This is a genomic window from Reyranella sp. (assembly GCF_965249915.1).
GTDB lineage: Bacteria > Pseudomonadota > Alphaproteobacteria > Reyranellales > Reyranellaceae > Reyranella.
On record NZ_OZ252257.1, the window covers coordinates 1,359,078 to 1,385,100 of the forward strand.

At 66.1% G+C, this 26,023-nt stretch carries 27 protein-coding genes; 13 read left to right on the top strand and 14 right to left on the bottom strand.

Features of this window, described 5'->3' with window-relative positions:
- Nucleotides 1-61: 61 nt before the first annotated feature.
- Nucleotides 62-1,075: a putative 2-aminoethylphosphonate ABC transporter substrate-binding protein gene (locus ACP15H_RS06660; RefSeq protein ID WP_425065415.1), complete on the top strand. Its 1,014-nt coding sequence runs from the start codon at nucleotides 62-64 to the stop codon at nucleotides 1,073-1,075.
- On the opposite strand, the gene plsY is transcribed toward ACP15H_RS06660, so the two are convergent.
- The 5 genes from plsY to ACP15H_RS06685 all read right to left on the bottom strand — a co-directional run bounded on the left by plsY (nucleotide 1,076) and on the right by ACP15H_RS06685 (nucleotide 6,151).
- Entirely contained in the window at nucleotides 1,076-1,684 is a 609-nt protein-coding gene (gene plsY / locus ACP15H_RS06665) for a glycerol-3-phosphate 1-O-acyltransferase PlsY (RefSeq protein WP_425065416.1), read from the bottom strand.
- A gap of 10 nt (nucleotides 1,685-1,694) precedes the next feature.
- The gene (locus ACP15H_RS06670; RefSeq protein WP_425065417.1) at nucleotides 1,695-2,498 is read right to left on the bottom strand and encodes a hypothetical protein; all 804 of its coding nucleotides are present in this window, start codon (nucleotides 2,496-2,498) and stop codon (nucleotides 1,695-1,697) included.
- Between the two features lie 61 nt (nucleotides 2,499-2,559).
- Nucleotides 2,560-3,909, bottom strand: coding sequence for a dihydroorotase (gene pyrC, locus ACP15H_RS06675; RefSeq protein WP_425065418.1), 1,350 nt, complete (start codon nucleotides 3,907-3,909; stop codon nucleotides 2,560-2,562).
- Nucleotides 3,906-4,871: an aspartate carbamoyltransferase catalytic subunit gene (locus ACP15H_RS06680; protein WP_425065419.1), complete on the bottom strand. Its 966-nt coding sequence runs from the start codon at nucleotides 4,869-4,871 to the stop codon at nucleotides 3,906-3,908. The genes pyrC and ACP15H_RS06680 overlap by 4 nt, the downstream gene beginning before the upstream one ends.
- 74 nt (nucleotides 4,872-4,945) lie before the next feature.
- Entirely contained in the window at nucleotides 4,946-6,151 is a 1,206-nt protein-coding gene (locus ACP15H_RS06685; protein ID WP_425065420.1) for a citrate/2-methylcitrate synthase, read from the bottom strand.
- Between the two features lie 84 nt (nucleotides 6,152-6,235).
- Between ACP15H_RS06685 and ACP15H_RS06690 the strand changes: the two genes are divergently transcribed.
- Nucleotides 6,236-7,321, top strand: coding sequence for a citrate synthase/methylcitrate synthase (locus ACP15H_RS06690; protein ID WP_425065421.1), 1,086 nt, complete (start codon nucleotides 6,236-6,238; stop codon nucleotides 7,319-7,321).
- A gap of 3 nt (nucleotides 7,322-7,324) precedes the next feature.
- Here the strand turns inward: ACP15H_RS06690 and ACP15H_RS06695 are convergent, their stop codons facing one another.
- A complete protein-coding gene (locus ACP15H_RS06695) occupies nucleotides 7,325-7,879 on the bottom strand; it encodes a hypothetical protein (RefSeq protein ID WP_425065422.1) in 555 nt (184 codons plus the stop codon).
- Between the two features lie 12 nt (nucleotides 7,880-7,891).
- A complete protein-coding gene (locus tag ACP15H_RS06700; protein WP_425065423.1) occupies nucleotides 7,892-8,782 on the bottom strand; it encodes a phytanoyl-CoA dioxygenase family protein in 891 nt (296 codons plus the stop codon).
- Nucleotides 8,783-8,827: 45 nt separating this feature from the next.
- Here ACP15H_RS06700 and ACP15H_RS06705 point away from each other — a divergent pair, with 45 nt between their 5' ends.
- From ACP15H_RS06705 to ACP15H_RS06720, 4 genes are read left to right on the top strand one after another with little or no spacing between them, the layout of a single operon-like run.
- Nucleotides 8,828-9,460 carry a TIGR02466 family protein gene (locus tag ACP15H_RS06705; protein ID WP_425065424.1) on the top strand — a complete coding sequence of 211 codons (633 nt, stop codon included), beginning with the start codon at nucleotides 8,828-8,830 and terminating at the stop codon, nucleotides 9,458-9,460.
- A gap of 10 nt (nucleotides 9,461-9,470) precedes the next feature.
- Nucleotides 9,471-10,289 carry an amidohydrolase family protein gene (locus tag ACP15H_RS06710; protein WP_425065425.1) on the top strand — a complete coding sequence of 273 codons (819 nt, stop codon included), beginning with the start codon at nucleotides 9,471-9,473 and terminating at the stop codon, nucleotides 10,287-10,289.
- Entirely contained in the window at nucleotides 10,286-10,687 is a 402-nt protein-coding gene (locus ACP15H_RS06715) for a hypothetical protein (RefSeq protein WP_425065426.1), read from the top strand. Before ACP15H_RS06710 ends, ACP15H_RS06715 begins: the two co-directional genes overlap by 4 nt.
- Nucleotides 10,684-11,859: a cytochrome-c peroxidase gene (locus ACP15H_RS06720; protein ID WP_425065427.1), complete on the top strand. Its 1,176-nt coding sequence runs from the start codon at nucleotides 10,684-10,686 to the stop codon at nucleotides 11,857-11,859. The genes ACP15H_RS06715 and ACP15H_RS06720 overlap by 4 nt, the downstream gene beginning before the upstream one ends.
- 27 nt (nucleotides 11,860-11,886) lie before the next feature.
- Here ACP15H_RS06720 and ACP15H_RS06725 read toward each other — a convergent pair whose 3' ends face one another.
- From ACP15H_RS06725 to ACP15H_RS06735, 3 genes are all read right to left on the bottom strand, one after another.
- Nucleotides 11,887-12,201: an H-NS family nucleoid-associated regulatory protein gene (locus tag ACP15H_RS06725; RefSeq protein WP_425065428.1), complete on the bottom strand. Its 315-nt coding sequence runs from the start codon at nucleotides 12,199-12,201 to the stop codon at nucleotides 11,887-11,889.
- A 151-nt stretch (nucleotides 12,202-12,352) separates the two neighbouring features.
- Nucleotides 12,353-12,829, bottom strand: a complete 477-nt coding sequence (gene ruvX, locus ACP15H_RS06730; RefSeq protein WP_425065429.1) for a Holliday junction resolvase RuvX — start codon at nucleotides 12,827-12,829, stop codon at nucleotides 12,353-12,355.
- A gap of 1 nt (nucleotide 12,830) precedes the next feature.
- Complete coding sequence (locus tag ACP15H_RS06735; RefSeq protein ID WP_425069871.1) at nucleotides 12,831-13,598, bottom strand: alpha/beta hydrolase; 768 nt, start codon at nucleotides 13,596-13,598, stop codon at nucleotides 12,831-12,833.
- A gap of 65 nt (nucleotides 13,599-13,663) precedes the next feature.
- Between ACP15H_RS06735 and ACP15H_RS06740 the strand changes: the two genes are divergently transcribed.
- The 5 genes from ACP15H_RS06740 (at nucleotide 13,664) to ACP15H_RS06760 (ending at nucleotide 21,005) form a co-directional block, all read left to right on the top strand.
- Nucleotides 13,664-16,180 carry a cation:proton antiporter gene (locus ACP15H_RS06740; RefSeq protein WP_425065430.1) on the top strand — a complete coding sequence of 839 codons (2,517 nt, stop codon included), beginning with the start codon at nucleotides 13,664-13,666 and terminating at the stop codon, nucleotides 16,178-16,180.
- 76 nt (nucleotides 16,181-16,256) lie between these two features.
- Complete coding sequence (gene gatC / locus ACP15H_RS06745) at nucleotides 16,257-16,574, top strand: Asp-tRNA(Asn)/Glu-tRNA(Gln) amidotransferase subunit GatC (RefSeq protein WP_425065431.1); 318 nt, start codon at nucleotides 16,257-16,259, stop codon at nucleotides 16,572-16,574.
- Nucleotides 16,575-16,577: 3 nt separating this feature from the next.
- Nucleotides 16,578-18,050, top strand: coding sequence for an Asp-tRNA(Asn)/Glu-tRNA(Gln) amidotransferase subunit GatA (gene gatA, locus ACP15H_RS06750; RefSeq protein WP_425065432.1), 1,473 nt, complete (start codon nucleotides 16,578-16,580; stop codon nucleotides 18,048-18,050).
- A 97-nt stretch (nucleotides 18,051-18,147) separates the two neighbouring features.
- Nucleotides 18,148-19,149 carry a Bug family tripartite tricarboxylate transporter substrate binding protein gene (locus ACP15H_RS06755; RefSeq protein WP_425065433.1) on the top strand — a complete coding sequence of 334 codons (1,002 nt, stop codon included), beginning with the start codon at nucleotides 18,148-18,150 and terminating at the stop codon, nucleotides 19,147-19,149.
- Between the two features lie 137 nt (nucleotides 19,150-19,286).
- On the top strand, nucleotides 19,287-21,005 hold the full coding sequence (locus tag ACP15H_RS06760; RefSeq protein WP_425065434.1) for an N-acyl-D-amino-acid deacylase family protein: 1,719 nt from the start codon (nucleotides 19,287-19,289) through the stop codon (nucleotides 21,003-21,005).
- A gap of 31 nt (nucleotides 21,006-21,036) precedes the next feature.
- Here the strand turns inward: ACP15H_RS06760 and ACP15H_RS06765 are convergent, their stop codons facing one another.
- From ACP15H_RS06765 to ACP15H_RS06775, 3 genes are all read right to left on the bottom strand, one after another.
- Entirely contained in the window at nucleotides 21,037-22,020 is a 984-nt protein-coding gene (locus tag ACP15H_RS06765) for a Bug family tripartite tricarboxylate transporter substrate binding protein (RefSeq protein ID WP_425065435.1), read from the bottom strand.
- 67 nt (nucleotides 22,021-22,087) lie between these two features.
- Nucleotides 22,088-22,561: a GNAT family N-acetyltransferase gene (locus ACP15H_RS06770; RefSeq protein WP_425065436.1), complete on the bottom strand. Its 474-nt coding sequence runs from the start codon at nucleotides 22,559-22,561 to the stop codon at nucleotides 22,088-22,090.
- Complete coding sequence (locus ACP15H_RS06775) at nucleotides 22,558-22,896, bottom strand: VOC family protein (RefSeq protein ID WP_425065437.1); 339 nt, start codon at nucleotides 22,894-22,896, stop codon at nucleotides 22,558-22,560. The genes ACP15H_RS06770 and ACP15H_RS06775 overlap by 4 nt, the downstream gene beginning before the upstream one ends.
- Nucleotides 22,897-22,974: 78 nt before the next feature.
- Between ACP15H_RS06775 and gatB the strand changes: the two genes are divergently transcribed.
- Both gatB and ACP15H_RS06785 read left to right on the top strand, forming a co-directional pair.
- A complete protein-coding gene (gene gatB / locus ACP15H_RS06780; protein WP_425065438.1) occupies nucleotides 22,975-24,423 on the top strand; it encodes an Asp-tRNA(Asn)/Glu-tRNA(Gln) amidotransferase subunit GatB in 1,449 nt (482 codons plus the stop codon).
- A 2-nt stretch (nucleotides 24,424-24,425) separates the two neighbouring features.
- Nucleotides 24,426-25,193 (top strand): N-acyl homoserine lactonase family protein, encoded by a 768-nt coding sequence (locus ACP15H_RS06785; RefSeq protein ID WP_425065439.1) that lies wholly within the window; start codon nucleotides 24,426-24,428, stop codon nucleotides 25,191-25,193.
- 12 nt (nucleotides 25,194-25,205) lie between these two features.
- On the opposite strand, the gene ACP15H_RS06790 is transcribed toward ACP15H_RS06785, so the two are convergent.
- A complete protein-coding gene (locus tag ACP15H_RS06790; RefSeq protein WP_425065440.1) occupies nucleotides 25,206-25,958 on the bottom strand; it encodes a VOC family protein in 753 nt (250 codons plus the stop codon).
- Between the last annotated feature and the right edge of the window lie 65 nt (nucleotides 25,959-26,023).

The window sequence follows — 26,023 nt, forward strand, 5'->3', positions numbered from 1 at the left end:
ATATATGAGCCATGTGACGCCGTGACCCTGCGCCCGGCGGAATGTTTTGAGGGAACGTGCGATGACGAGATGGTGGGCGGCGATCGCGGGCATGCTGGCGGCATCCGCGGCAATGGCGCAGGACCGTACGCGCCTGGAGGTCTACTCGACTCTCGAGATCGAGAACCTCAACGACTTCAAGAGGACGTTCGAGGCGGAGAATCCCGATATCGAGATCCAGTGGAATCGCGATTCGACCGGCGTGGTCACGGCGAAGATCCTGGCCGAGCAGGGACAGCAGCGTGCCGACGCGATCTGGGGGCTGGCGGTCACGTCGATGCTGCTGCTGGACCAGCGTGGTCTGCTCGAGCCCTATGCGCCGAAGAACCTGGCGGCGATCAAGCCCGCCTTTCGCGACCCCGCAAACCCGCCCGCCTGGGTGGGCATGGAAGCCTGGGTGGCTGCCGTCTGCTTCAACACCATCGAGGCGGGGAAGCTCTCGCTGCCGAAGCCGCAATCCTGGTTCGACCTGCTGGATCCGCGCTTCAAGGGCAAGCTCACGATGCCCCATCCGGCCTCCTCAGGGACGGGCTACTTTCACGTCTCGGCCTGGATCCAGATGTTCGGCGAGGCGAGGGCCTGGGAGTTCATGGACAGGCTCCACGACAACATCGCGGTCTATGAGCATTCCGGCACGCGCCCCTGCCGTCAGGCGGCGGCAGGCGAATTCCCGGTTGGGATCTCCTATGAGCTGGCGGCCGCCAGCGCCCGGCAGAAGGGAGCCCCGATCGACGGGCTGATGATGAAGGAGGGCGGCGGCTGGGACATGGATGCCGCGGCGATCCTGCGCGGCACCAAGAAGCCGGAAGCGGCGCGCCGCCTCATGGATTTCGCGGCCAGCCGGCGCGCCAACGAACTCTATGCCTCGTTCGTCAGCCAGGTCGCGATGGCCGGCATCGCCAGCAACATCCCCGATTATCCGGCGGGCGTCGCCGAGTCGATGATCAGGAACGACTTCGCTTGGGCTTCGGAGAACCGCACGCGCATCCTCGCGGAGTGGACGAAGCGCTACGAGGGCAAGGCCGCGAAAAAGTAATCAGGCCGCTTGCTTCTTGCCGCCTCCGATCTTGGACTCCGTGCCGTTGAGCAGGCGCGCGATGTTCTCGTGGTGGCGCACCCAGACGAGCGGCACGAGGAGCGTGAGCAGCATCGCGGCGCGCGGATCGGTGAGGAACCAGGCGGCGATCGCGGCGATCACGACGCTGAGCAGGGCGGCCAGGGAAGAGTAGCGGAAGGCGGCGGCAAACAGCAGCCAGGCCGCGCAGGCGATGGCGCCGACCGGCCAGGACAGGCCCCACATGACCCCGAGCGTCGTGGCGACGCCCTTGCCGCCCTTGAATCCCAGCCACACCGGAAACATGTGCCCCAGCACGGCGCCCGCGGCGGCACCGACGGCCGGAAGCTGGCCGACCTGGTCGGCGATCAGCACGGCCGCGACGCCCTTCAGCGCGTCGAGCAGCAGCGTCGCCGCGGCCAGTCCCTTGCGGCCGGTGCGCAGCACGTTGGTGGCGCCGATATTGCCGGAACCGACATTGCGGATGTCGCCGAGGCCGGCCGCTCGCGTCAACAGGAGGCCGAACGGGATCGAGCCCATGAGGTAGCCCATCAGGAACGGGCCAGCCATCAGGATGAGGGTCGAGACCATGGCCGCGTCCTTACGGGCTCAGCAGCCTGCAGTTCGTCGAATCGACATAGGCCGTGGTCGGCGGTCCGATCAGTTCCGTCGTGATCTGCTCGCCGGGCTGGATCGATACCGGACCGTAATAGGCATCCTCCAGGGCGCGGCTGCCGTTCATGAAGGTGCAGACCGCCTGGGTTTCGACCGCGCGCTGGATGTTGGATTTCAGCACGATCGTGACCTGCCAGTAGCGCGACGGCCCGTAGGTCAGGTTGTTGGCGCCGATGGTGACCAGCGGCTGCGGCGTGGCGAAGTTCGGCACCGGGCGCGGGCCGCTGCGGCGGGCCTGCGGCTGCGGCTTCGGACCCATGGCCTCCGGCGGCCGGTAGGTGGACTGGCTGGGATCGAACGCCGCGTTGGGATCGTAGGGCGCCGGTCCGGAGGACGCGGGCGCGCCGAGCGGCTGGGGGCTCCCCAGGGTCGCCGTGCCGCCACCCGGCACGCCCAGCGGCTGAGGGGCCAGCGGGGCGGCATTGATCGACGAGCCGGTACTCGGCATCGGCGAAAGCGGAGTGGGCGTCGCCTGCAGCGGCGTCGGGGTCGGGGCGGGTATCGCGGCGGCGGGCGCCGCTGCCGGCGCCTGCACGCCGCCGACCTGGGTCTGCAGGCGATCGTAGCAGGACAGGCGCGCCTGGGTTTCCGTCATCTCGCCGCAGATCTGGATATGGCGCGTCAGCGCATCCAGAAGGTCGTCGCGCGACCCGCCGCGCTGCTGGGCGTGGGCGGTGCCGGCGAGCGCGACGGACGCGACGCCGAGAAGAAGTGAGTGCCGGAGCATCATCGGTTCCCCGTTGAAAGACGAAACGACCATATCAGACCAAATGGCCGATTGAAGGCGGCCGTTAGGCGAGAGCGGCCGCCGTCACGAAACTGTCGTCGCGATAGATGGTCCGCCCCCCGACGATGGTGGCCATGACGCGGCCCTGCACCGGGCGCTCGTCGAACGGCGAGTTCTTGGTCTTGCTCCAGAGATCGTCGCGATCGATCTTCCAGGCATAGTCGGCGTCGAACAGCACCAGATCCGCCGGCGCACCCTTGGCGAGTTTGCCGGCCGGCAGGCCGAACAGCGACGCCGGTGTCGACGAGAGGAGCTGGAACAGCCGCGGCAGGGTGAGATGGCCGCCGTGCACCAGTTCCAGCGAGATCGCCAGCAGGGTCTCCAGTCCGATGCCGCCCGGCTCCGCCTGGGCGAAGGGCACGCGCTTGCTGTCCTGATCCTGCGGCCGGTGATCGGAGACGATGGCGTCGATCGTGCCGTCCTTCAGCCCTTCGACGACCGCCAGCCGGTCCTTCTCGGCGCGCAGCGGCGGCACCAGCTTGCCGAAGGTGCGATAGTCGCCGACGGCGAGATCGTTCAGCGCAAAGTAGGGCGCGGCGGTATCGCAGGTGATCCTGAGGCCGCGCGCCTTGGCGGCCGCGATCACCTCGACCGACTCCGCCGTCGAGATCTTGGTGAGATGCATGCGGCCACCGGTCATCTCGGCGAGCCTGATGTCGCGTTCGACCATCATCACTTCGGCGAGCGGCGGACAGCCGGACAGGCCAAGCCGTGTCGCCATCGCACCGTTCGTCATGGTGCCGCCGGACAGTGTCGGCTCCTGCGGCAGGTGGACGATGAGGGCGTCGAAGGTCTTGGCGTAGTAGAGGGCGCGACGCATGACCTGGGCGCTGGCGACGGCATGGTCCGCATCGGTGAAGGCCACGGCACCGGCCTCGGCGAGCAGGCCGATCTCGGCCAGTTCCTTGCCTTCGAGGCCTACCGTCAGCGCGCCGTAGGCATACATGTTTGCCAGCTTCACCTGGCGGGCGCGGCGGGCCACGAACTCGATCAGCGAGGCGTCGTCGAACGGCGGCTCGGTGTCGGGCAGCAGCACCATCGAGGTGATGCCGCCCACCGCGGCTGCGGCACCGGCGCTTTCCAGCGTCTCCTTGTGCTCCTCGCCGGGTTCCCCGGTGTGGACGCGCGTGTCGACCAGGCCGGGGGCGAGGTAGTAGCCACGGCAGTCGACCGACTGGATGCCGTAGGGCGCGCCCGAGGCGAAGAGGTTGGGGCCGAAATCGGCGATCTTGCCGTCGCTGATCAGGACGGCGCCGAGATACTCGGTGTTGGCGGTCGGGTCGACGATGCGGGCGTTGATATAGGCGGTCGAGCCCGCGTGCGGCGGTGCGGTCTTGTCGATCTTGCCGCTCATGCCACGGCTCCGAACTGGTTACGCTGTCCGCCGATCAGGGCATCGAGGCAGGCCATGCGAACGGTGACGCCCATCTCGACCTGCTCGTGGATGACGCTGCGGTCGAGATCGTCGGCGACTTCCGAGTCGATTTCGACACCGCGGTTCATCGGGCCGGGGTGCATGATCAGCGCATCGGGCTTGGCGTATTGCAGCTTGGCGCGGTCGAGGCCGAAGAAATGGAAGTATTCGCTGATCGAGGGGACGAACGAGCCCTGCATCCGCTCGGTCTGCAGCCGCAGCATCATGACGATGTCGACGTCCTTGAGGCCGGTCTTCATGCTGTAGTGAACCTCGACCCCCATCTTGTCGATGTCGGTCGGCATCAGGGTCGGCGGTCCGACCACGCGCACGCGCGCACCCATGATCTGCAGAAGGTGGATGTTCGAGCGCGCCACGCGGCTGTGCATGATGTCGCCGCAGATCGCCACGAGAAGACCTTCGAGGCTGCCGCGTCGTCGTCGGATGGTCAGCGCGTCGAGCAGCGCCTGGGTCGGATGCTCGTGCTGGCCGTCACCGGCGTTGATGACGGCGCAGTTGACCTTCTGAGACAAGAGATTGACGGCGCCGGATTCGTGGTGGCGCACGACGATGGCGTCGGGTCGCATGGCGTTGAGCGTCATCGCCGTGTCGAGCAGGGTCTCGCCCTTGCGGACGGACGAGGTGGCGACATCCATGTTGATCACGTCGGCACCGAGCCGCTTGGCGGCGACCTCGAAGCTCGTCCGCGTGCGCGTCGAATTCTCGAAGAACAGGTTCATGATCGTGCGGCCGGCGAGCCTGTCGCGCCGTTTGTCCACGGACCTGTTCTGGTCGATGTAGGTTTCAGATAGGTCGAGCAAGCCCGAAATCGTTTCAGGCGAAAGACCTTCGATGCCGAGAAGGTGGGGCAACCTCGGCACGCCCGCGCGATTGTTTGTCACTAAAGCGCGACGTTAAGCACGCACGCGCTGCCCTCGCAAGGAAGCGTTTTGGTGGATAACCGACGAGACTGAATTCAGGCTGCCGGCCGTGGTCCGATATAGCGCGCCCGAGGCCTAATCAGCGCACCGTGTGCGGCTTGCTCGATGGCGTGGGCGATCCAGCCGACGGTGCGTCCGAGAAGGAACAGGGCCAGCGCCGAATCCTTCGGCAGGCCGAGCACCCGCTCCAGCGTAACCGTCGCAAAATCGACGTTCGGTTTGCGATCGATCTGCTGCTCGACGGCGGTTGCCACGCGTTCGGCGAAGGCCAGCTCTGCAGAGCCGGGGACGCGTTCACGCATCATGGCGAAGAGGGCTGCGGCCCGGATGTCACCGTCCGGATAGAGCTGGTGACCGAAGCCCGGGATGTAGACTCGCGCTGTCACCCGGCGTGCGATCTCGGCGTCGATATCGGGCGCTTCCGCAAGATCGGCAAGGAGACCCGCCACCCGGCGCGTCAGGCCGCCGTGACGCGGGCCGTTGATCGCCACCAGCCCCGCCATTGTCGAGGCATAGAGATTGGCGCCCGTCGAGGCGACGACGCGGGCGGCGAAGGCGGATGCGTTAAACTCATGATCGGCCGACAGGACGAGCGCGGCCCGGATCAGCGGCGCGTGCTCGGGCGGGACCCTCCAGGCCGCGGCGACCTGCTCGTGGACCGGGCGGTCGGACAGAGGCTGGCCGGTCACGGCAGCCGCCAGCAGCCGCAGTATGCGCACGCCCGTTTCCAGCATGGCGGTGCGATCCTCGACCCAGCTCGGATGATCCCAGCGAGACGCCGCGGGGAGGAGGACGAGGCAGGCATCGACCGGCGGCAAGGCGGACGCGGCCTGCCAGGCGCTGCGCAGCGCGGCCGACATCGGCGGCAGGTTGCGGGGGGCGAAGGGGCGGTCGTCGCAATCCCAGAGAAGCTGCGCGACCTGCTCCAGGGAGCTGTTGCGGGCCAGCCGCGCCGCGTCCTGGCCGCGATAGAAGAGCCGTCCGCTCTCGATCAGCGTGAGCGAGGATTCCAGCACCGGCGTGCCGAAGTCGAGCGCATGGGCCGCGATCGATTCGGCCTTGCGGCCGACGTCGCGGCGGCGCTTGAGCTGGGCGACATCGTCGGCCCTGTAGCGCCGCTCGCGCTGGCCGTTGGTGCCCTCGGAGCGCAGTAGGCCGCGGCTCACATAGGCGTAGAGAGTGGCGGCCGAGACGCCGAGGCGTCGCGCCGCTTCCTTCGAACTCAGCCATTCCGTTGCCATTTCTTATTATGTATTAAGTCAGTCAATATTGACAACACATAGGCTGGATCGAATGTTGGCCCCGACTCAACAAGGGGATTTGCGATGCTGCAGACACGGGTGGACAGCGGGCTCGACGGCGTGATCGTGGCCGACACGATGATGAGCGAGGTGGATGGGGAGGCCGGCCGGCTGATCGTCCGCGGGCAGGCGATCGAGGATCTCGTCCGCACACGTGGCTTCGAGGGCGTCGCCGCGCTTCTCTGGGAAGGCCTTGCCGAGGGCGGCGGCGACGAGGCGGCGGTGCGCGCGGGCCTCGCGGCGGCACGCCTGCGCGCCTTCGCGGACGTTCCGAAGCTGCTCACGGCCACCGCGGGCCTCAACCCCGTGGAGGGGCTGCGCGTCGGGCTCGGCATGCTCCCCGATTTGGATCCGTTACCTCACCACTATCTGGTCTGCGGTGCGCTGCCGGTCTTCCTCGCGGCGTTGCTCCGAGCGGCAGACTCCAAGCCGGCCCTCGCGCCCGATCCGTCGCTCACCACGGCGCAGGATCTTCTGCGCATGATCCGGGGCAGCCGTGTCGACGAGGCCTTCGAGAAGGGTCTCGATACCTATCTCGCGACGGTGACCGATCACGGCTTCAACGCCTCGACCTTCACGGCCAGGGTCGTCGCTTCGACGCGGGCCGGACTGATCTCCTCGGTGTTGGCGGCGCTGTGTGCGCTGAAGGGCCCGCTGCACGGCGGCGCACCCGGCCCGGTGCTGGACATGTTCGACGAGATCGGATCACCCGAGCGTGCCGAGGCATGGCTGGACGATGCCTTCGGCAAGGGCACGCGCCTGATGGGCTTCGGCCATCGCGTCTACAAGAAGCGCGATCCGCGGGCCGACGTGCTGAAGAACGCCGTGGCGATGCTGCCGCAGACGGCGGGTCGGCTGGCCTTCGCGGTCGAGGTCGAGCGCAGCGCCATAGCCTCCTTGCGCAAGTACAAGCCGAAGCAGCGGCTCGACACCAATGTCGAATACTACACGGCACTCCTGCTGGAGGCGCTCGACATGCCGCGCAGTGCGTTCACCGCCTTGTTCGCCGTCGGTCGCGCGGCAGGCTGGTGCGCACACATCTTCGAGCAGGAGAAGGGCGGGCGGCTGATCCGGCCGCAGTCGACCTATGTCGGACCGCGGCCGGACTGAGCCTCAGGCGCGACGCACGGTGGCGCCGCGCCAGGTCCGGGCGCGCGTCCCGGTGGCGTCGAACACCCAGAGAATCACGTCGGCGCCGGCCGACGTGAAGGTGGCGGTGAAATACCGCCGCCAGAAGCTGCCGTCGGCGTGGGTGAACAACGCCTCGGTGCCGAGTTGGTTGGGCCGAACCGTCAGACTGGCGGAACGCGGCATGGCGCGCGCATCGGCCGAGCGCAGCAAAGCCAAACCGCCCGTCACCTGGCCGAAGAACATCGTTTCTCCCGCCTCATCCGTCTGCATGGGTCCGCCGTCGATGCGCAGCCAGACGGCGGGCCTGTCATCGACGTTGCGCACCGCGAACTGGAGAGCGAAAGGCTTTCCGTCGTCGAATTCCTCCCGCGGCACCTTCGGCGGCGGGACGATGTCCTCCAGCGGGATCGAGCGATAGAAGCGAGCGGTGCCGGCATAGGTGCCAAGCCAACCCGCCCATTGAACTTGTTGAGCCTGCGCGGGCGTCGCGGCGAGCAGCAGGCCGGTGACGGCAAGCGCGCGCCGCCGCGTGATCATGTGCGGGCGAGCCTAGCCGGCAAGGGCGGGCTGCTCCTCGTAGGTGGCAAAGAAGCGGCGGCCCGATCCGCGCTGGTTCTCATAGATCGAGCCCTGGTGATCGGCCGGCGGCAGCGGCATGCGGACCGGTGCCGGTCGCACGCGCGGCTCGATCGTCGGCTCGCCCAACACCATGCGGCTGTTGAACTCGTCGAAGTCGGCGACTCCCATCAGCGGCCAGGCATCGGCGGCGGCATATTCGTGCAGCAGGAGGCGGCGCTGGCGATTGGAGCGGTTGAGCGCCGAGCCATGGACCAGCCGCGCATGATGGATGGTCATCGACCCGGCCGGACCCATGAGGGGCACCGCCTTGCCGACATCGACGCCGCTTGCCTGCGGATCGAACGCGCCGCAGAAGCGGCCGTTTGCATGGTGATCGTGGACCGGACCGTGGTGCGTGCCCGGCACGACCATGAGCGGGCCGTTGGCCTCGTCGCAATCGTCGAGATAGATGCCGATCGCCAGCACGTCGTCGTTGCTGTGCGGATAGAAGGCCCAGTCCTGGTGCCATTCGACCGGCGAGCCATAGCCTGCCGATTTCATGTTGAGCTTGCCGCCATGCAGGCGGATGGCCGGTCCGATGAGCTGCGACAGGAGAGAGGTGATCTTGGGATCGCGGGCGAGGTCGCGGAAGAAGGCATGGCGCTTGAACATCGCGGGTTTCAGGCGGCGCACCCTAGGCATCGTCGCGCTGTGGCTGGGCTCTAGGTCGTAGAGATCGTCGTTGACGGACACGCCGCGCGCCTCCGAAACGAGCTGGTCGGTCAGCCGCCTCAGTTCGGCAAGCTGTGCCCCTTCGATCAGGCGAGGGATGACGAGATAGCCGTCGCGGCGGTAGCTCTCGATTTGATGATCGGTCAGCATGCGGAAATCATAGCACGCGAAGCCCGCATCATCGATAATCGCGCGATGACGAGCCGTGCCCTTTTTCCCACCCTTGTCTACCGCGAGTCGCTCGTCGACCGGCGCTGGAGACGTTTCAACCAGGATCTCGCCGACGAGTGCCAGTCGCTGGCGGCCTCGGATGCGGCGGGACAGCGCTGGTCGGCCAAGAACTATCTCGGTGGCTATACGTCCTACGGTTCACTAGACCGCCTGCACCTCGTCTCTTCGCTGTTCGACCGGCTGCGCCGTCGCATCGATTCGCATGTGAAGAGCTTCGCACGCGACCTGCACTACGATCTTGCCGGCCGGACACTGGCGATGACGGATTGCTGGGCCAACCTCATGCCGGCCGGCACGGTCCATTCCATGCATATCCATCCGACCTCCTTCGTCAGCGGGACCTATTACGTGTCGGTGCCGAAGGGAGCGGGGGCGATCAAGTTCGAGGATCCGCGGCTCGGCTATCAGATGGCGGCGCCACCGCGCCGCGCCGATACGCCTGAGGCCTATCGCGCCTTCGTGAGCCTCGCGGCTCATGACGGCGACCTCGTTCTTTTCGAAAGCTGGCTGCGCCACGAGGTGCCGCCCGCGCACTTCTCCGGCGAACGCATCTCGATCAGTTTCAACTATGCCTGTCCACCGAAAGTGGGCCGCTGAAGGAATGCCGATGCGCCTCATTGCCCTGGTCCTTCTTCTGGTCGCCACGGCCGGTGTGTCCGCCGCAAGAGCGGCCGACGAGCTGCCGATCTTCGACGCGCACATGCACTACAGCCACGATGCCTGGTCGGTGGTGCCGCCGCAGGAGGTGATCGAGATCCTGAAGAAGGCGGGGATCAAGCGCGCCATGGTGTCGAGCTCGAACAACGAGGGCACCAAGATGCTGCAGGACGTGGCGCCCGGCACGATCGTGCCCGAGCTGCGGCCCTATCGCTCGCGCGGCGAGATCTCGACCTGGGCCAAGGATCCGGCGCTGATCGCGTACCTCGAGGATCTGTTGTCGAAGCGCAAGTACCGGGCAATCGGCGAGTTCCACATCTATGGCGCCGATGCCGACCTTCCCAACGTCCGCCGCGTCGTCGAACTCGCAAAACAGTACGGACTCTTCCTGCATTCGCATTCCGACGCCGACGCTGTGACGCGCCATTTCCAGCAGGATCCCGCTGCCAAGGTCCTGTGGGCGCATTCGGGATTTGAACGCCCGGAGAAGGTGCGCGAGATGCTGCGCAAGTATCCGACCCTGTGGTGCGATCTCGCCTTCCTGACGTCGCATGTCTCCAACGGCAAGGTGGCGCCGGGCTGGCGCGAACTCTTCATCGAGTTTCCCGACCGCTTCGTGCTGGGCAGCGACACGTTCACGCCGGAGCGCTGGCATTATGTGATCGAGAACGCGCGCTGGTCGCGGCAATGGCTCTCGGACCTGCCGCCCGACGTCGCACGCAAGATTGCCTACGAGAACGGTGACCGGCTGTTCGGAGGCCCGCAATGAGACTGCCCGCCGCGTTGCTGGGAGTTCTTCTGGCGACGCCGGCCTGGGCCGACTGTCCGCTCGATCTCGGCCGCGGCACGGGGTGGGTCGTCTTCTCCGATCACTTCCTGATGGCGTTCCGTCCCGATCCGCTGCGCATCGAGGTGGGTGAGCCGTTCGCGCTGTTCCTGAATGTCTGCACCAAGAGCGGCGATCCCGCCGAGCTGCTGGCCGTCGATGCCAACATGCCCGAGCATCGCCATCTGATGAATTACCATCCCAGCATCGTCGGGAAGGGCGACGGACGCTTCACGGCCGAGGGCCTGTTGTTCCACATGCCCGGGCGCTGGGAGATCACCTTCGACGTGCGCGCCGGCGAGGAAAGCGAGCGCCTGACGCACGACATCATCCTCAAGTGATCCGGTTGCTGCCGCTGCTGGCGTCGTTGCTGGTCGCATGGGCGGGCAGCGTACTGGCGCAACAGCTACTCGACTGGTCGCCGGAGGAGGTCAGGGCAATCGGTCAGCACGGCCCCTGGCCGCCACCACCGGTGCGCGATCTTTCGAACAAGGTGTCCGGCACGCCGGCCGGGATTGCGCTGGGTGAGCATTTGTTCAACGAGGCGCGTCTGTCGGGCGACGGACGCATGAGCTGCGCGACCTGTCATCAGGCCGGGCGCGAGTGGAGCGACGGACTCGCCAGGGGACGCGGGGCGGTCGAACTCGACCGTCGCACGCCGTCGCTCTGGAACATCGGCTATCTCCATTGGTTCGGCTGGGACGGCGCAGGCGATTCTCTTTGGGCCCAGAGTCTCCGCCCGTTGCTCGATCCGCGAGAGATGAACGGCGGACCGATGCGGGCCGCCGAGGTGTTGCGAGGCGATGCCACGCTTGCATGCGGCTACGAGCGAGCCTTTGGCCGCAGGCCCGGAACCGACGACGAGCAGCTGCTGGTGGATACGGCCAAGGCGCTGGCGGCCTTCCAGGCGACCCTGGTCAGCCCGCGCACTTCGTTCGATGATTTCCGTGATGCCCTGGTGGCGGGCGATCGCGAGCACGCGTCGCGTTATCCCCTTGCAGCGCAACGCGGCCTCAAATTGTTCATCGGCGAGGCCAGCTGCAACCTCTGCCATATAGGACCCCGATTCACGAACGGCGAGTTCGGCGACATCGGCATTCCGTTCTTCGTGCGCCCAGGAGAAGTCGACTCGGGCAGACATGGCGGACTAGGGCGCCTTGCAGCCAGCCCCTTCAACCTGCTCGGCAAGTACAATGACGATCCCACGGGGAACACCACGCGGCGAACGCGGCACGTCCAGCGACAGCACTCGAACTTCGGCGAATTCCGCGTGCCCGGCTTGCGCCAAGTGGGCCGCGGCGGCCCTTACATGCACAATGGCAGCCTTGCGACGCTCAATGACGTCGTCAGGCACTATTCGGAGGTAAGTCCCGATCGTCTGCATAGCGACGGCATTGCACTGGTGCGGCCGCTCGGCCTGACGACGGAGCAGAGCGCCGACCTCGTGGCCTTTCTGCGTACGCTGGACGCCGAGCCGCCGATCCGCCCGGCGCCGTCATCGCTCTGCCCCTGAGGCGAGCGTTCGGCGGGCTTTGGCGCTCTACTTGATCAGAAATGCTTCCAGCTTCTTTCCGCTCTTGAGAGCCGCCGTCAGCCACCTCGGGCGATTTCCGCGACCTGCCCACGTCTCTGCGGCGTTCTTGGGATTGCGGTAGAGCGGCGGCAGTTCTCTTCCCTTCAACGGATGCGACTTGCCGCTACGCTCCGAACCCGTCCTGCCGGGGACCGTTCCACGAAGGTCGGCAATAGCTTCGATCAACTTCATGCGTTGCTTTGAAATGCGGGTCTCGATTTCGGCATCGATCTGCGCGCGCATCACGACGAGGTCATCAAAGGCCATCGACTTAATCTTCATGCTTACCCGTCCTCGTTCTTTACGTAAGTCATCATGAAGTACGCGCGAAGATCGAAGAGTGCAATATGATTGCAAACATGAAGCATGCGCTGATCATGCATACTTCTTTGCTGCAGTGCCGTTAAGTTTGCGGCTTTTTGTCAGATGACGTTCAACGCAGGCGCGCAATGACGCTTTCGAGAATCCAGGCAGCAGCGGCCGCATCGACGCGTTCGGCACGCTTTGCGCGTGTCATGTCATAGTCGTCAATCATGCCACGCGTCACCGCGGCGGTACTTAGTCTTTCGTCCTGGAAGATGATGGGCAGGGCCGCAAGCGCCGGCGCTCCGTGATTCTGGATGTTCGTCACGAACTGACGCACCGATTGGCAACGCGGACCTTCAGTGCCGTCCATGTTGAGAGGCAGGCCGACCGCAAGCGCCTTGACCTCATGCTTGCGGGTCAGGTCGGCGAGGGTGGCAAGATCAGTCGCCAGCTTCGTTCGCTTCAAAGTGGTGAGGGGCGTCGCCAGCATGCGCAGGACGTCGGATGTGGCGATGCCAATGGTCTTGCTGCCGAGATCGAGCGCCATCAAACGGCCGTCACGTACCAGCAGCGACTTGAGTTCCGGGAAATCGATGACCGGCATTTCAGAGCGCCCTACCTTTGAGCCAGGTTTCGGCATGGTCTGCAATGCGCTCCCAGCCTGGCTGACCCAGGACCCAATGTCCCTGGCCGTGATACTCGATATAGTCGGAGACGTGGCCGAATTGTTTCGCAGTTCGTCGCACGACGCCCGGTGGCACGAGCCGGTCCTTCTCGGCGGCAACGAAGAGCAGCGGTACGGTCACGCGTCGCGGATCGACGGTCGCAGCCTTCGACCGGTCGAGCCACGGCAAGCCGATCTCGAACAGCGCACGTCCCGATTCGTGGACGAAACCTCTATGCTCTTCGGCAGCCATCGCTCGATCTGCCGTATTGAAAGTGTAGGAAAGTGCCTCGCCGAGAGTTGCCCTGTGCGGCTTACGCCACCAGCCCCAGCGTGCCTGGATCCGGGCAAAGGCCATGAGGTTGGACGGCCTGATGGCAACAATGCTCGAGGGCGGGGCGGGAGTGAGCAGAACACCGGCGCGTCCCAGCCCCTTCGCGCACAACATGAGCGCCAGCAACCCGCCCATCGAATGGCCGATGATCATCGGCTTTTCCGGAAGTGCCAGGATCATCGTCTCGAGATCGGCGACATAGTCGAGGAGGCTGGTCTCACCCAGCGCGACGGGAGGCGCGTCCGGTGACATGTCATGGTGTCGCAGGGAGTGTGCAATCGTTTCCCACCCGCGGTCTTGCAGGAACGGGCGCCATCTATGCCAGACGCCGGCCGTTCCCCACATGCCGTGAATCAGGACTGCCAAGCCGGCCATAACCAAGGTTATAAGGCGTGCAGCGGACCGGGTCGACACGGTCCGATGAAAGGTGCTGGAACACGGTGACAGATACTCTCTATGCCCTGCTGGCGATTGCGATCGTTCTCACGGTTGTGAGTGTGCTGGTGCCGGTCGCCGAACGATTTCGGCTTCCGCACACCGTGCTGCTGGCCATCGCCGGCATGGGCATGGGCTTCCTGGGATCGTGGATCATAAGCCGCGGCATCGATCTCGGCGTTCTCACCGACGCTTTCGTCGGTCTCGACAAGCTCGAGGTCGGCACCGAAGTGTTCCTGCCGCTGTTCCTGCCGCCCCTGCTGTTCACGGCAGGTCTCACGATCGACGTGCGGCGCCTGATGGACGAGATCCATGCCGTCCTCCTGCTGGCGGTCGTTGCGGTGCTCGTCTGCATCGCCTGCGTGGCGGGGGTCGTCCATTTCGCGACCGGCATCGACATCGTTGTCTGCCTGCTGCTCGGTGCCGTCGTCTCGACGACCGATCCGGCAGCGGTCATCGGCATCTTCCGGGACGTCGGCGCACCCAAGCGGCTGTCGATTCTGGCCGAAGGCGAATCGCTGCTGAACGACGCGGTGGCGATCGCCGCTTTCGGCCTGTTCATGGGTATCCTGGTGGCCCGTGCGTCCTCGGATCCATTTGATGCCATGCCGGCCGACCCGACGGCGGCCATCGGCGTGTTCCTGCGCGAGTTCGTCGGTGGTCTCGTTCTGGGTTTCGCCATGGCGAGGGTCGCCATGATGATCCTGCCGCGACTGGGCGATTCGGACGCCGCCATCGCTTCGGTCACGGTAAGTCTCACCTATCTCTGCTTCATCGTCGCCGACCGGTACATCCACGTTTCCGGCGTGGTCTCCGTCGTCATGGCCGCCCTCACCGTGGCGGCCTACGGGCCGACCCACCTGCATCCAAGGCAATGGACGGCGTTGCGCCAGCTTTGGGCGCAGCTCGAATTCTGGGCGAACTGCCTCATCTTCGTGTTGGCGTCGATGATCGCGGCTGACGTGCTGCTCAAGATCAGCTGGCTTTACATCTGGGGGGTCGCGGCGGTTGCCGTCGGCGCCTTCTCGGCCCGCGCTCTGGTCGTGTTCGGCATGCTGCCGGTGCTCGAGACCCTCAGGCTCGTCCAGCCCGTGAACCGCCGCTACAAGGCGATTCTGGTCTGGGGAGGCTTGCGCGGCGCGGTGACGATCGTCCTGGCCATGGTCGCCGCCGGCCACCAACAGCTTCCCGAGGAGACCCGCGATTTCATCGCCATCTCGGCCGTCCTGTTCGTGCTGTTCACGCTGTTCGTGAATGCCACGACGCTTGGGCTGGTGATGCATTTTTTCGGCCTCGACAAGCTCAGCCGCCTCGAACTCGCCCTGCGTGATCGCGTCCTTGCGCTGTCGCGTATCAATGTCGAGCGGCATCTGCAGCAGATCATCCGCCAGCACAATGAGCGCACGGACGGGTTTGCGGTCGATCCGGCCTCTGCCGGCGACCCTTCCGCCGAGCCCGTACCGCCGGATCTCGCTCTCGATCTGGACGAGCGGGTCAAGATCGGCCTCGTGACGCTCTGCACACGCGAGAAGGAGCTCTATCTCGAGCTGTTCCAGCAACAGATCCTGTCCCGCCGCATGGTGGCTATCCTCGCGGCCAACGCCGACCGCCTGATCGACACGGTCCGCGACAAGGGCGTGCAAGGCTACGAGGAGTGGCTGGAGGAGATCTCGAAGCCAGACTACGGGTTTCGCGTCGCGCTCTGGCTGCATCGACGTTTCGGCTTCGAGCGCCTGCTGACCGATCGACTGGCCGATCGGTTCGAGATCCTCATGGTGTCGCTCAGCGTGCTGGGGGAGCTGGCGGTGTTCAACGCCAACTCGATTGCCGACCTCCTGGAGCATGATGCCGAGGAACGCCTCGCCGCCCTGATCGCCAGCCGGCAGGCGGGCGTGGAGGGCGCGCTCAAGGCGCTCTCACTGCAATATCCCGGCTACTCGGAGTCGGTGCAGCAGCGCCAGCTCGAGCGGGCCGCCATTCGCTTCGAAGCTGCGGAATACGTCCGCCGGCTGCGCGAAGGCATCATCAGCCGCGAAGTCTACAACGACCTCCGGGACAAGCTCGCCGAACGGCGCGGCGCCGTAAGTCAGCGCCCGCCGCTCGATCTCGGCCTCGAGCTGCAGGCGATGATCGGCCGTGTGTCGCTGTTCGCGGCCCTGGACCGGGAAACCATCGTCCAGGTGGGCAAGCGTCTGCGCGCCCTCGTCGCCTTCCCGGGAGAGAAGATCGTCGCAGTCGGTGCGCCTTCCGACTCGATGTATTTCGTTGCGGCGGGTGAGGTCACCGTCCATGTGCGGGGACTGCAGATTACGTTGAAGGAAGGCGATTTCTTCGGTGAAATGGGCTTGCTGACCTCGCAGCCGCGCAGCGCCGACGTAACCGCCAACGGCTATTGCCACCTGCTCGTGCTCTACAAGAAGGATTTCGACAAGGTACTGGCCGGACGGCCGGAAGTGCGCGAGGCCGTCGAGGCCGTGGCGGCACGGCGTGAGGCGGAGAACCAGGCCAAGGCAGCTTCCTAGTCGAGTTGCTCCTGTAAGGCAAACCGGCTACCAACCGCGATTATTGCTTTGTTTCTGGGCGTTTTGGAGTGCTGTGATGTCGCTCGACAAGGAGACCGTGGCGCGGATCGCGCGACTGGCCCGTCTCAAGGTTCCCGAGGAGGAGCTGGCGCCGCTCGCCGGAGAGCTTTCGGGTATTTTTGCCTGGATCGAGCAGTTGAACGAAGTCGACACCGACAATGTCGAGCCGATGTCGTCGGTCTCCGACGTCACGCTCCCGATGCGCGCGGACAAGGTTACCGACGGCGGCATCGCGGAGAAGGTGCTCGCCAACGCGCCGGGTGGTGCGGTTTATATCGACCCCTCCGACAAGAATGCCGGTGGCTTCTTCACCGTTCCCAAGGTGCTGGAGTAGACGATGGCGGCTCTTACCGATCTCACCATCGCCCAGCTCACGTCGGCGCTGGCCAAGAAGGAAGCGAGTGCTGTCGAGGTGGCCGACGCGCACCTCGCCAAGCTCGACGAGCACCGCGCGCTCAACGCCTTCATCACCGAGACGCCCGACAAGGCACGCGAGATGGCCGAGGCCTCCGACGCGCGCCGCGCCAGGGGCGAGGCGGGCCTGCTCGAGGGCGTGCCGCTGGCGATCAAGGACCTGTTCTGCACCGAGGGCGTACAGACGACGGCGGCGTCGAACATCCTGAAGGGATTCGTGCCCCAGTACGAGAGCACGGTGACGGCGAACCTGTGGAAGTCGGGCGCGGTGATGGTCGGCAAGACCAACCTCGACGAGTTCGCCATGGGCTCCTCGAACATGACCAGCCACTTCGGCGGCGTCGAGAATCCGTGGAAGCGCAAGGGCGACAACCGCAAGCTGGTGCCCGGCGGCTCGTCCGGTGGTTCTGCCGCCGCCGTCGCCGCCTACATGGTGCCCGGCAGCACGGGAACGGATACCGGCGGTTCGATCCGCCAGCCGGCGGCCTTCTGCGGCATCGTCGGCCTGAAGCCGACCTACGGCCGCTGCTCGCGCTGGGGTGTCGTGGCCTTCGCCAGTTCGCTCGACCAGCCGGGCCCGTTCGCCCGCACCGTCGAGGACACGGCGCTGATGCTGCAGGCCATGTCGGGCCATGACCCGAAGGATTCGACCTCGGCCCCATTGCCGGTGCCGGACTTCGCCGCCGCGGCGCGCAATCCCGACATCAGGGGCATGAAGGTCGGCATTCCGAAGGAGTACCGCGTCGACGGCACCTCCGAGGAGATCGTTGCCCTGTGGTCGAAGGGCATGGACATGCTGAAGGCGGCCGGCGCGGAGCCGGTCGAGGTTTCGCTGCCCCATACCAAGTACGCCCTGCCGGCCTATTACATCGTGGCGCCGGCGGAGTGCTCGTCCAACCTGGCGCGTTACGACGGCGTCCGCTTCGGCCTGCGCGTGCCGGGCAAGGACCTGACCGAGCTCTACGAGAACACGCGCGGCGCCGGCTTCGGCAAGGAAACCCGCCGGCGCATCCTCATCGGCACCTACGTCCTCTCGGCCGGCTACTACGACGCCTACTACAAGAAGGCGCAGCAGATCCGGGCGCTGATCGCGCGCGACTTCAAGCAGGCCTTCGAGAAATGCGACGTGCTGCTGACGCCGACCGCGCCGACGGCGGCCTTTGCGGCCGGCGACAAGATGGACGATCCGGTGACCATGTACCTCAACGACATGTTCACGATCCCGGCGTCGATGGCCGGCCTGCCGGGTATCTCGGTGCCGGTGAGCCTCGACAAGGACGGGCTGCCGCTCGGGCTGCAGCTCATCGGCCGTTCCTTCGACGAGGAGACGTTGCTGCGTGCCGCGGCAGCGCTCGAGAAGGCGGCCGCCTTCGCCGCGAGGCCAGCCGGATACTGAGCGCGCGGCGGCGACAGGGCCGCTGCCGCATGTCAATCTTCCTTCATGAAACGTTGCCTCTCTCGAACGGGCGACGAGCGAACGAGGGGGGATGGCAATGAACATCAAGACGGGTCCGGCGCGCCGCGCCTTTCTGGCCGGAGCCCTCGCGGCGCCGTTGCTCGCGGGATCGGCGCGCGCGCAGGCGTGGCCGTCCCGGTCGATCACGCTGGTCGTTCCCTTCGCGCCCGGGGGCGGGACCGACACCTTCGCCCGTCCGTTCGCGGCCAGGCTCTCCCAGGAACTGGGACAGCAGGTGGTGATCGACAATCGCGCCGGCGCGGGCGGCACTGTGGGCGCGGCCATGGTCGCCAAGGCGAAGCCCGATGGCTACACGTTCCTGCTGGGCTCGGTACACCACGCCGTCGCGGTCACGGCCTACAAGCAGTTGCCGTACGACCTGGTGAAGGATCTCGCGCCGGTCACCAGCGTCGCCTCGGTTCCCGATGTCCTGGTCGTCTATCCAGGGATACCGGCCAAGACGCTCCAGGAGTTCATTGCGTACTGCAAGGCCAATCCGGGCAAGGTGAACTACGGTTCGGCCGGACTCGGCACGACCCGACATCTCGCGGGCGAGATCTTCAACGCCAAGACGGGCGCCGGCATGACGCACGTTCCCTACAAGGGATCGGGGCCGGCCACGGCAGCCTTGATCAGTGGCGAAGTGACGGCGGTCTTCGAGGGACTGGGCAGCGCCGTCCCTTACATCCGCAGCGGCAAGGCGCGGGCACTGGCGGTCTTCACGGCGCAACGCTCGCCGGCCTTTCCCGATATCCCGACAGCCGCCGAGGCGGGACTGCCGGGCTTCGGAATCGCTTTCATGGTACGGGCTGTGGGCGCCGGCGGGCACCGATGCCGCCGTCATTGCCCGGATGCAGGCCGCGGTCGCAACCGCGTTCGCCGCCGCCGACCTCAAGAAGATCTGGGACGAGCAGGGGGCCGCTCCGGGAGGCGCGCCGACCACGGATTTCGCGGCGTTCGTTCGAGAAGAGATCGGCAAGTGGGGCAAGGTCGTCCGCGACGGGAACATCACCATCGAATGAGGCCGCCAGCGCCTTGAACGATGCGGCGTCCAACATCGGATCGCAGGGCGAGAAGCCGGCCCTGTTTCGGGCCGAATGGCGGCTTTGGAGCCGGACGTTCCTCTCGTTCAGCGACCACTTGCGTTAGACTTCGGGAAATTCCGGAGGAACGAACATGGCGGACTTCGATCTCGTAGTGCGTGGCGGCAACGTGGCGGACGGCACGGGAGCCGCCATCAGGGAAGCCGATGTCGCGGTGAAGGATGGCAGGATCGCCGCCGTCGGCACGGTGAGCGGGCAGGGCCGGGAAGAGATCGACGCCAAGGGCATGCTGGTCACGCCCGGATTCGTCGACATCCATACCCACTATGACGGCCAGGCGACCTGGGATTCCTACCTGCAGCCCTCGAGCTGGCACGGCGTCACGACCGCGGTGATGGGTAATTGCGGCGTCGGCTTCGCGCCGGTGAGGATCGAGGATCGCCAGCGCCTGATCGAGCTGATGGAAGGCGTCGAGGACATCCCCGGCGCGGCGCTCGACGAGGGCCTCAACTGGTCGTGGGAGTCGTTCGGCCAGTATCTCGACGCGCTCGATGCCAAGCCGCGCGACATGGATCTCGGCGCCCAGCTGCCGCACGGTGCGCTGCGCGTCTTCGTGATGGGCGAGCGCGCGGCGCGACTGGAGGAAGCGACCTCGGAAGAAGTGGCGCAGATGCGCGCCCTGACCGCGCAGGCGATGCGCGACGGCGCCATCGGCTTCTCGACGTCGCGCACGCTCAATCATCGCACGGTCAAGGGCGATCCCACGCCGTCGCTGCGCGCCTCCGAAGAGGAGCTGCTCGGCATCGCGCTCGGCATGAAGGATGCCGGCCGTGGCGTCATCGAATTCATCTCCGATTTCAACACGCCCAATCCCGAGAGCGAGTTCGAGATGCTCGACCGGCTGCTCACGGCGTCGGGCCGTCCGTTCTCGGTGTCGCTGGCCCAGCGCCACTCGCGACCCGATGGCTGGCGTCGTCTGCTCGGCCTGGTCGAGGGCCTGGTCGCCAAGGGCCACAGCGCGAAGGCGCAGGTCGCGCCGCGGCCGATCGGCGTGCTGCAGGGTCTGCAGGCGAGCCGCATCCCGTTCTCGATGTGCGCCGCCTACAAGGAGATCCAGCACAAGTCGGTCGAGGAGCGGCTGGCGATCATGCGCGATCCGTCCTTCCGCGCCCGCATCCTGAAGGAGAGCAGCGAGCCGCTGCGGTCGGAGATGGCGGCGCGTCTCACCGACTTCGACCGCATGTTCCCGCTGGGCGATCCGCCGAACTACGAGCCGCCGCAGGAAAGCTCGTTCGGCGCCCGCGCCGCGCGCGAGGGCCGCGATCCGCGCGAGCTGGTCTACGACTACCTGATCGAGGGTGAGGGCAAGAACTTCATCTTCGCGCCGTTCGCGAACTATGCGGCCTACAATCTCGACTGCTGCAGCGAGATGATGCAGAGCCCGCACACGCTGATCGGCCTCGGCGACGGTGGCGCGCATGTCGGTCTGATCTCCGACGGCTCGTTCCCGACCTATCTCCTGTCCCACTGGGGACGCGATCGCCCCTCCGGGCGGCTCGACGTGAGCTGGCTGGTGAAGCGTCAGACGCTCGACAGCGCCAAGGCCGTGGGTCTCAACGACCGCGGCGTCGTGGCGGTCGGCAAGAAGGCCGACCTCAATGTCATCGACTTCGACAAGCTGCGCGTCGAGGCCCCGATCATGAAGTGGGACCTGCCGGCCGGCGGCAAGCGCCTGCTGCAGCGCGCGAGCGGTTACCGCGCGACCATAGTCTCGGGAGCCGTCACCTATCGTGATGGCGAGGCCACCGGCGCACTGCCGGGGCGCCTGGTGCGCGGCGCGCAGGCCGGCTGAGCGGCCCGCGCGACCTCGGCATCGGGGGCGATCAGTCGCCCTTGATGTCGTTGTCCTTGATGACCTTGAACCAGCGGTCCTGTTCGCTCTTCTGGTAGGCCGCGAACTCCTCGGGCGAGGTCGTCAGGATTTCCATGTTGAACTGGTCGATGAACTTCTGCGTCACGTCGGGCGCCAGCACGGCCTTCTTGATCTCGGCATGCATGCGGTCGACGATCGGGCGCGGGGTGCCGGTCGGCGCATAGACGCCCCACCACGAATAGGACGGAAAGCTCTTCACGCCCTGTTCGAGCAGCGTCGGCGTATCGGGGAGCGCCGGTGTGCGCTTCTCGCCGGTCACGGCCAGCGCACGCACCTTGTTGGCGCGGACGTGCGGGCTGAAGGAGGTCAAGCTGCCGATGGCCACGTCGGTGACGCCGGCGAGGATGTCCTGGTTGAGCGGTCCGCCGCCCTTGTAGGGGATCAGGTTGAGGTCGACGCCGTTCTCTTTCTTGATGAGCGTCATCAGCACCAGCGCCTGGCTGGCGCCCAGCACGCCGACATTCACCTTGCCCGGCCGCGCCTTGGCGTCGGCAATGACCTCGGCGAAATTCTTGTAGGGCCGGTCGGGATGGGCGCAGATCGCCTGCGGTGTGCGGCCGATCAGCATGACGTTGAGGAGCTCGGAATCCTTGTACGGCAGGCCCGAGGCAAAGGCGGGATTGAGGATGTGGCTGTCGAAGGTGAGCATCCAGGTCTGGCCGTCGGGCGGAGACTTGGCGGCGATCGCCGAACCGACCGCGCCGGTGCCACCCGGCTTGTTGTCGATCAGGATGTTCCAGCCCGTGTTCTCGATCATCTTCGCCTGGATGATGCGGGCCACCGGATCGGTCGAACCGCCCGGCGGGAAGGGGACGATGATCTTGACGGCACCCTTCGGCCAGTCGGCCGTGCCCTGAGCGCGCACGAGGGCGGGGGCGGCCAGCGCGGCGGCGGCGGTGCCGACGAGCAGCGTACGGCGATTGAACGTCGTCATGGAATCCTCCCTGCGGATACGTCTTGTTTTGGGCGGCGCCGGCGGCGACCGCTCCTTGTCCACGCTTTTACTTCAGCATCTTCCGCATCGGAAAGCCCGATGTTGTGCCGAAATTGTGGCGCGGCGGACCCGCTTCCTCGTAGCCGTTCGCAAGATAGAATCGCCGGGCCGTTGCCGTGCTCGTCAGTCTGGAGATCGCATTGCCCTGCTCGACCGCACGCCTTTCCAGGCTGGCGAGCAGCGCCCGGCTGATGCCGCGAAAGCGGGCGTCGGGCGAGACATAGTTCAGGGTGATTTCACCACCGTCGGTGACGGCGCCGACGGCGAGCACCGCTCCGTGCTCCACCGCGACCATCAGGGAATTACCCGGTTGCCTGAGCCATCCCCTGAAGACATCGGGATGCTTGTTGGCGAGCCAGCGGTCCAGGATCCCGGCCTTGTGCTGGTGATCGGCGATGCAGAGTTCGCGGATGGACCGCTTCATGACCTCGCACCCCTGGTCGGCATCGGCCTCCGTCGCTTCGCGAATTTCAAACGTCATTGTCGGTCGGAGACGGAGAAGGGATTGCCATCCGGATCCTTGCCTTCGCAACGAACCAGCCCCGCACCTTCTATGAGCTTCGACATCTTCGCACCGCGGCGGATCAGTTCCTGGCGCGCGGCGGCGATGTCGGCGGCCCAGAAGCCGATCTTGGGCGGGCGCCGGCCGACCTCCGAAGTCCCGTTGTGCAGGGCGATGACGCAGCCATTGGCGTCGAACTCCTTCCAACCCTTCTCGTCCTTTCGCAACCGAAGGCCGAGCACGTCGCGATAGAAGGCGGTCATTCCCGGCATGTCCTTCGTAAAAAGCACGATGCGGCGCATGGAAAGGTTCATGGAGGCCCCCGGTTCCGGGACAGCAGGCCACGGATCGATTTTTTTGCCAAGTGGGGCCGTATTGGCTATTTACCGGCTATGTCGCTTATCAAAGGTGAAACCGGCGAGTGGGAGATCGTCCTCGGGCTGGAAGTGCATGCCCAGGTGATTTCCGACGCCAAGCTCTTCTCCGGCGCCCCGACGACGTTCGGGGCCGATCCCAACACCCAGGTGTCGCTGGTCGACGCCGCCATGCCCGGCATGCTGCCCGTGATCAACGAGCGCTGCGTGGAGCAGGCGATCCGGACCGGTCTCGGCCTCAATGCCAAGATCAACCTGCGCTCCATCTTCGACCGCAAGAATTACTTCTACCAGGACCTGCCGCAGGGCTACCAGATCTCGCAGTACAAGGACCCGATCGTGGGCGAGGGCGTGGTCGAGATCGATCTCGACGGCGGCGTCACCAAGAAGATCGGCATCGAGCGGCTGCATCTCGAGCAGGATGCGGGCAAGAGTATGCACGACCAGCATCCGAGCCAGACCTACGTCGACCTGAACCGATCCGGCGTGGCGCTGATGGAGATCGTCAGCAAGCCCGACATGCGCACCGCCGACGAAGCGGCGGCCTATCTCACCAAGCTGCGCTCGATCGTGCGCTATCTCGGAACCTGCGACGGCAACATGGACGAGGGTTCCATGCGCTGCGACGTCAACGTTTCGGTGCGCAGGCCGGGCGGAGAGCTGGGCACGCGCTGCGAGATCAAGAACGTGAATTCGATCCGCTTCGTGAAGCAGGCGATCGAGTACGAGGCGCGCCGTCAGGTCGAGGTGATCGAAGCGGGCGGCCCGATCAAGCAGGAAACCCGGAACTTCGATCCGGGGCGCGGCGAGACGCGTTCGTCGCGTTCGAAGGAAGATGCACAGGACTACCGCTACTTCCCCGATCCCGACCTGCTGCCGCTGATCTTCACGCAGGAGTATGTCGACCAGATCCGGGCGACTCTGCCGGAACTGCCGGACGCGCGGAAGAACCGCTACATCAAGGATTACGGCCTCTCGGCCTATGACGCGGGCGTGCTGACGGCCGAGAAGGCGACGGCCGAGTTCTTCGAAGCCGTTGCCAAGGGCCGCGATGCCAAGCAGGCGGCCAACCTGGTGACGGGTGATTTCTTTGCCATGCTGAAGCGCCGTGGGGCGACCTTCGAAACCTCGCCGATCAGCGCCGCCCACCTCGGCAAACTGCTCGACCTGCAGGCCGACGGTACGATTTCCGGCCGCATCGCGAAGGACCTGTTCATCGCCATGGAAGAGACGGGCAAGGACCCGGCCGCCCTGGTCGAGGAGCGCGGGCTGAAGCAGGTGACGGACACCGGCGCGATCGAGGCCGCGATCAAGGCGGTCATCGATGCCAACCCTGGCCAGCTCGCGGCCTATAAGGCGAAGCCGACGCTGTTCGGCTGGTTCGTCGGCCAGGTCATGAAGTCGACCGGCGGCAAGGCCAACCCCAAGGTCGTGAACGAGCTGCTCAAGAAAGCGCTCGACGCCTGACGATGGCCGCCAGGCTCTACGCCATGACCTGCGGGCGGCTGATTGGCCGCCTCAAGGACATGATCGAGGGCGAAGACGGGCAGGTGGCACTGCCCATCCCATCCTACCTGATCGAACACCCCAAGGGCCGAGCGGTGTTCGATACCGGTATGCACCCGCAATGCCGGACCGATGCCGCCGGACGCCTGGGGCTGCAGGTCGCGCGGATCTTCGGGTTCGAGCAGTACGGTCCCGAGGACGACGTGAAGTCGCGCCTCGAGTCGATCGATCGAGATCCCGGCAAAGTCGATTTCATCGTGAATTCGCATCTGCATTTCGACCATGCCGGTGGCAACGAGCTGGTGCCCAACGCGACGGTCGTGGTCCAGAAGCGCGAATGGGAGGCGGCGCACGATCCCGAGCTGGCCGCCAGGATCGGCTTCTTCCGGGCCGACTTCGATCATGGCCATCCGGTGAAGCAGGTGGAGGGAGAGCACGACCTGTTCGGCGACGGTTCCGTGGTCTGCATCCCGACCTACGGCCATACGCCCGGCCATCAGTCGCTGAAGGTGCGGACCGAGGCGGGCGAGATCGTGATCACGGGCGACGCTTGCTACTTCTGCCGGACCCTGCGCGAGCGCCGCCTGCCGCGCTTCGTCTACGACCGAGAGCAGATGCTGGCGTCGCTCGACCGGCTCGAAGCCCTGGAGAGAGGTGGCGCGCGCCTCTTCTTCGGCCATGATCCCGACTTCTGGAAGTACGTGCCGCAGGCGCCGGTACCGGCATTCTGAGAGGCGTACCCGTCAGTTCTGCGGGATGAACTCGATCATCAGGCCGCCGGTCTGCTCCGGCGCGACAAGGACGCGATCGCCTTCCGCCAGGGCGAAGGGAACGTTGTTGGCGCTGAGCAGGCCCTGCAGCGGGCGTGCCCGCTCGACGGCGATGGCGGCGCCGACGACGGCGGGGAGCTCGCTCGGCGGCATCATCTCAAGCGCCTTGTATTCGAGCTGGAAAGCGAGCGGCGACCAGATCAGCAGCTCGACGGAGCCCGCCTTCACCATGGTGCAGCCGTCGAAGATCTCCTCGACGCTGGCGCCCCAGGCAGCCTTCAGCGCCTTGGCCGTGTCGTTGGGCTTTTCGGCGATGGCGTGGATGGCCATCATGCCCAGCGCGCCGTTCGGATGGACGATCCATTCCGGTTCCATGAAGGCGTCCGGCGTCTCGTGTTTCACGGGGAACCAAGGAAGGGGGCCGGCGGTCTCGCCGACCACGACGCCGGCATCGACCTCGAAACCGTCCTCGGTTTCCCAGGCATGCGTGCGCTCCTCGCCCTCGAGTTCGGCGACGTTCACGGCCAGTGCAATCTGCGGCGGATGGCCCTGCAGCACCTCGATGTAATTCGGCACGTCGTCGCGGTCGGGCTGGAAGCAGATGCACCGGGGCTCTACCCCGTCGGGCGTCAGATTGAAGCCGATCTGGCCCAGCCGGGCGGCGGTATCCGCAGGGTCCGAGGCGGTCAAGGAAAGGTGATCGATATCGCGTGCTGAAATCTTCATGCCCGCTCATACAGTCTTACCCCGGCCTCCCTCAAGTGCGATGCTGACGGCCTGAATCCAAGGGA

Excerpts from the sequence above, each read along its gene's own strand:
- ACP15H_RS06765 (WP_425065435.1), bottom strand. The coding sequence starts at position 22,020 with ATGACGACGTTCAATCGCCGTACGCTGCTCGTCGGCACCGCCGCCGCC.
- plsY (WP_425065416.1), bottom strand. The coding sequence starts at position 1,684 with ATGGTCTCGACCCTCATCCTGATGGCTGGCCCGTTCCTGATGGGCTAC.
- ACP15H_RS06770 (WP_425065436.1), bottom strand. The coding sequence starts at position 22,561 with ATGACGTTTGAAATTCGCGAAGCGACGGAGGCCGATGCCGACCAGGGG.
- ACP15H_RS06670 (WP_425065417.1), bottom strand. The coding sequence starts at position 2,498 with ATGATGCTCCGGCACTCACTTCTTCTCGGCGTCGCGTCCGTCGCGCTC.
- ACP15H_RS06760 (WP_425065434.1), top strand. The coding sequence starts at position 19,287 with ATGGCGGACTTCGATCTCGTAGTGCGTGGCGGCAACGTGGCGGACGGC.
- gatC (WP_425065431.1), top strand. The coding sequence starts at position 16,257 with ATGTCGCTCGACAAGGAGACCGTGGCGCGGATCGCGCGACTGGCCCGT.
- ACP15H_RS06715 (WP_425065426.1), top strand. The coding sequence starts at position 10,286 with ATGAGACTGCCCGCCGCGTTGCTGGGAGTTCTTCTGGCGACGCCGGCC.
- ACP15H_RS06710 (WP_425065425.1), top strand. The coding sequence starts at position 9,471 with ATGCGCCTCATTGCCCTGGTCCTTCTTCTGGTCGCCACGGCCGGTGTG.
- ACP15H_RS06790 (WP_425065440.1), bottom strand. The coding sequence starts at position 25,958 with ATGAAGATTTCAGCACGCGATATCGATCACCTTTCCTTGACCGCCTCG.
- ACP15H_RS06700 (WP_425065423.1), bottom strand. The coding sequence starts at position 8,782 with ATGCTGACCGATCATCAAATCGAGAGCTACCGCCGCGACGGCTATCTC.
- ACP15H_RS06660 (WP_425065415.1), top strand. The coding sequence starts at position 62 with ATGACGAGATGGTGGGCGGCGATCGCGGGCATGCTGGCGGCATCCGCG.
- ruvX (WP_425065429.1), bottom strand. The coding sequence starts at position 12,829 with ATGCCGGTCATCGATTTCCCGGAACTCAAGTCGCTGCTGGTACGTGAC.
- gatB (WP_425065438.1), top strand. The coding sequence starts at position 22,975 with ATGTCGCTTATCAAAGGTGAAACCGGCGAGTGGGAGATCGTCCTCGGG.
- pyrC (WP_425065418.1), bottom strand. The coding sequence starts at position 3,909 with ATGAGCGGCAAGATCGACAAGACCGCACCGCCGCACGCGGGCTCGACC.
- ACP15H_RS06735 (WP_425069871.1), bottom strand. The coding sequence starts at position 13,598 with ATGGCCGGCTTGGCAGTCCTGATTCACGGCATGTGGGGAACGGCCGGC.
- ACP15H_RS06705 (WP_425065424.1), top strand. The coding sequence starts at position 8,828 with ATGACGAGCCGTGCCCTTTTTCCCACCCTTGTCTACCGCGAGTCGCTC.
- ACP15H_RS06725 (WP_425065428.1), bottom strand. The coding sequence starts at position 12,201 with ATGAAGATTAAGTCGATGGCCTTTGATGACCTCGTCGTGATGCGCGCG.
- ACP15H_RS06695 (WP_425065422.1), bottom strand. The coding sequence starts at position 7,879 with ATGATCACGCGGCGGCGCGCGCTTGCCGTCACCGGCCTGCTGCTCGCC.
- ACP15H_RS06775 (WP_425065437.1), bottom strand. The coding sequence starts at position 22,896 with ATGAACCTTTCCATGCGCCGCATCGTGCTTTTTACGAAGGACATGCCG.
- ACP15H_RS06685 (WP_425065420.1), bottom strand. The coding sequence starts at position 6,151 with ATGGCAACGGAATGGCTGAGTTCGAAGGAAGCGGCGCGACGCCTCGGC.
- ACP15H_RS06785 (WP_425065439.1), top strand. The coding sequence starts at position 24,426 with ATGGCCGCCAGGCTCTACGCCATGACCTGCGGGCGGCTGATTGGCCGC.
- gatA (WP_425065432.1), top strand. The coding sequence starts at position 16,578 with ATGGCGGCTCTTACCGATCTCACCATCGCCCAGCTCACGTCGGCGCTG.
- ACP15H_RS06690 (WP_425065421.1), top strand. The coding sequence starts at position 6,236 with ATGCTGCAGACACGGGTGGACAGCGGGCTCGACGGCGTGATCGTGGCC.
- ACP15H_RS06755 (WP_425065433.1), top strand. The coding sequence starts at position 18,148 with ATGAACATCAAGACGGGTCCGGCGCGCCGCGCCTTTCTGGCCGGAGCC.